At 27.7% G+C, this 3,351-nt stretch carries 2 protein-coding genes; one reads left to right on the top strand and one right to left on the bottom strand.

The window, feature by feature from the left end:
- Positions 1–130: 130 nt before the first annotated feature.
- Positions 131–2,404, bottom strand: coding sequence for a glycosyltransferase (locus IW20_RS25060; protein ID WP_035629078.1), 2,274 nt, complete (start codon positions 2,402–2,404; stop codon positions 131–133).
- Positions 2,405–3,023: 619 nt separating this feature from the next.
- Here IW20_RS25060 and IW20_RS25985 point away from each other — a divergent pair.
- Complete coding sequence (locus tag IW20_RS25985; RefSeq protein ID WP_035629077.1) at positions 3,024–3,185, top strand: DUF1328 family protein; 162 nt, start codon at positions 3,024–3,026, stop codon at positions 3,183–3,185.
- Positions 3,186–3,351 lie beyond the last annotated feature (166 nt).

Here is a 3,351-nt window from a genome sequence, read left to right as displayed (position 1 = left end):
AACGCAAAGTACACAAAGAAAAAAAAACGCAAAGGTTCGCAAAGCTATTTATTAAACTTTGCGAACCTTTGTGTAATCCTTTGCGTTCTTTGTGGTGAAATTTTATTTTAGTGACTTGAGATAATGGAATCTAGATTGATTTATAAGCTAAGTTTTCTTTCGCTGTCTGTAGTTTTATAATCTTACTATTAGAAACAATATTATTTTCCATGAGCAAACGTGCTGTTAAATAACAAATTGTAGATTCTGCTCCTTGGTTTAAATTTACATTTTCCTTTTCTAAACCATCATAACAACCTCCCGTAATTGGATCATACATAATTTGGTTTAAATGATTCTGACCTAAGAACCAATTAAAGGCAATTCTCATAGATTTTTTATAAAATGGATCATTAAAATTTTTATAAAAAAGATCCAATGTTTGTATGGTATAGGAAACATCAATAGGTTGTTCTCCATATTGGTATGGTATTGATCCTTTATGATACCATCCTTTATTAGAGATAACCTTGAATTCTCCGTTTATAAACATTTTTGGTAATAAAAAATCAAATGATTCGATAGCAATCTTTTTGTATAGTAATTTATCTGTTGCTAAATATGCATATAACATCGATTCGGATAATATACTATTGGCATAGGTAAGATAATTTTCAAACCAGTTCCAATTTTTGGTTGCATGATCATTGTAATTTTTAGCAAGCCTGCGAGCAAGTTTGTCTATTATTTCTATAATGCGTGGTGTAGCTTCAACAGAATTATATAAAAACAAACCTTTAGTTATAAATCCAATCGATCTGGGCGAAGTAACTGTTTCAGTCCAATCTAATGCCTTTAAAATGCACGCTGTAGCTTTGTTTATTGTTGAAGGAGGTATGAGCGTCGATTTTAATGAAATAAACATTCCTAAAGCCCAAATTGCTCTTGCATTAGAATCTTCGAGATTTACAGTATCGTTTTTAGGATCTATATTATTAAATTCATCTACATAATTTATAAAATTGCCTTTGGGCTGTTGGCATCTTTCAATAAAATTAAGATAGGTATTGATATAATAAATATCATTGATATCTTCTTTTAGCTGATAATGTAAACACATAGAGATTAAAGCTCTGGCATTATCATCAAGAGTGTAGCCTGAAGTGATATCAGGCTCTGATATTTTGCTAAATTGTATCATACCTAATGATGTAGTCATATTTTTTTGATGATCCATTTTTATTGCTGGATATGTAAATTTGACTTCCATCGGTTCTTTTATAATCTTTTGATATGTAATCATGTGTTTGATTGCTACATTTTCCCAAGAAGTTTTTCTGGTTTTTTCGAATGCATTTAAAGCCATTGATTCCCGTAAACCAGAATCAGAAAGAAGTTTTATAGTTGCATCTGCAAATTGTTCTGAGTTTTTAATATCAACTAATATGCCTGTATCAGATGAAAGAACTTCTATAGTATGTGGAATTTTTGTGGCAACTATAGGACAAGAACAGCCCATTGCATAAGAGAAAGTACCACTTACGGCTTGGTTTGGGTCTTTGGAAGTAAAAAGATATATATCGGTTGCTTTTAAATAGTTTAGGAGCTCTTTTACTCCTAAATATTGATTAACAAAAAGAACATTCTTTTGTAAGTTTAAATCATTTACAATAAATTCCAAATGATTGCGATATTCATCTACGCCATTGATGATATTATTAGGATGGGTTTTTCCAAGAATTAGATATAATACATTAGGAAAATGTTCTACAATTTTAGGAAGCGCTTTTAATCCTGTCTCAATATTTTTACCTTCTCCTAGTAATCCAAATGTGGATAATATTAATCTATCCTCAAAATTAAATTTTTGTTTCGCTTTTGAAGTATTTTCATATTCTACGATATGTGTACCATGAGGAACGCAAACAATATTTTCTTGATTTATTTCATAATCTTCAACAAGAATTTTTTTAGATTGTTTTGTCATCACAAAAACTGAATTAGAATAGGATACTAGTAGCTTAACAAAACTTCTTAAATTTTCGTTCGGATTTGGAATAACGCTATGAAAAGTGAATGTTATAGGTTTTTTAATTGCATTTAAGAAGTCTATTAAATGATTTCCATATTCACCTTTAAACAAACCAAATTCATGCTGGATATGGATTAATTTTACGGCATCATCTTTATTTATTTCTAACGCTACTTTTTTATATTCATCCCTGTTATTTGTATTTAAAATATATGCTGACGCACTATCAGGATTATTTTCGGTAATTAATTCACATATTTCGCATGAAATACTTTTGCCATATATTTTAGTTATGGCATTTATAGTGTCTTCTGTATATGTCGCGATACCACATTGTGTTGGCGGATATGTTGAAAGGAATATTATTTTCGATTTTGAGTCTTTCGTTTTCATGGGCGTAATTTTTAGTTCGTATAATAAATCATTTATGCTTATGATGCTACTGTAATTTTATTATCGGCAACATGTACTAGAAATATTGTATGCTGTTAAAAAAATTCGTTACTATTTGGAAAATAGCAGAGTTATATAAAGATTTTAATATTCAAAAAAAACAATGTTTTTATGTTACTTCTTTTTATTACTTCGATGGTGAATTTTCTTTTTTATAAAATTAAAGGTGTAGAAGTAAATAGATTAACTCAATCGATTATTTGATTGACTCATTATAATAGTTTTCTCAAAAATTGGAAGATTTGTTCAAAAAATTTTAAAATAAAAAACTCAAAATAAATTAAAAAAAGTTTTTTATATACTGTCAAATATAAGGATAAATAGCAAGTGAAGAAGCTTTTTTATTGGTGTAATTTGTTTATTTTTAGATAATTACGAATTAGATAAAATGCTTAATGATAAAAAATACTTAATTTATTTTTTATGCATTTATTTGACTATTATTTAAATGAGTCAATAATTTTAGCATTACAGTTAATTCATTCATTTTATAATGAAGAGATTTGTTTTAACTAGAAGATTGTTTAAAATCTTATTTACTAATTAAAAAAACATCATTATGCTACGTTGGACAGTCATTTTTATAATTCTAGCAATTATTGCTGGAATTTTTGGTTTTGGTGGCATTGCTGCTGGAGCCGCGAGTATAGCCAAAGTGCTATTCTTTATCTTCATTGTATTGTTTGTAATTTCATTGGTTGCAGGAAGAAGAAAAGTATAAATAATCCATAATCGTTTTTATTGATTTAGGGATAATAAATTCATTTTATAAAAGTCTTATCATTATAATGATAAGACTTTTTTGTTTTTGTGTATCCTTTTTATTGATATTCAGTTAATTATGAAACTTAATATTGTAATTCTATAACTCAGTAACTGAATAGATT

Origin of the sequence: Flavobacterium hydatis (assembly GCF_000737695.1) — a bacterium.
GTDB classification, from domain to species: Bacteria; Bacteroidota; Bacteroidia; order Flavobacteriales; family Flavobacteriaceae; genus Flavobacterium; species Flavobacterium hydatis.
Note: the sequence above shows the minus strand (reverse complement) of the source record. Positions and strands in the feature narration are given on the sequence as shown.

What these genes read in the sequence shown, in the direction of transcription:
- IW20_RS25985 (WP_035629077.1), top strand. Translation starts at nt 3,024, where the DNA reads ATGCTACGTTGGACAGTCATTTTTATAATTCTAGCAATTATTGCTGGA.
- IW20_RS25060 (WP_035629078.1), bottom strand. Translation starts at nt 2,404, where the DNA reads ATGAAAACGAAAGACTCAAAATCGAAAATAATATTCCTTTCAACATAT.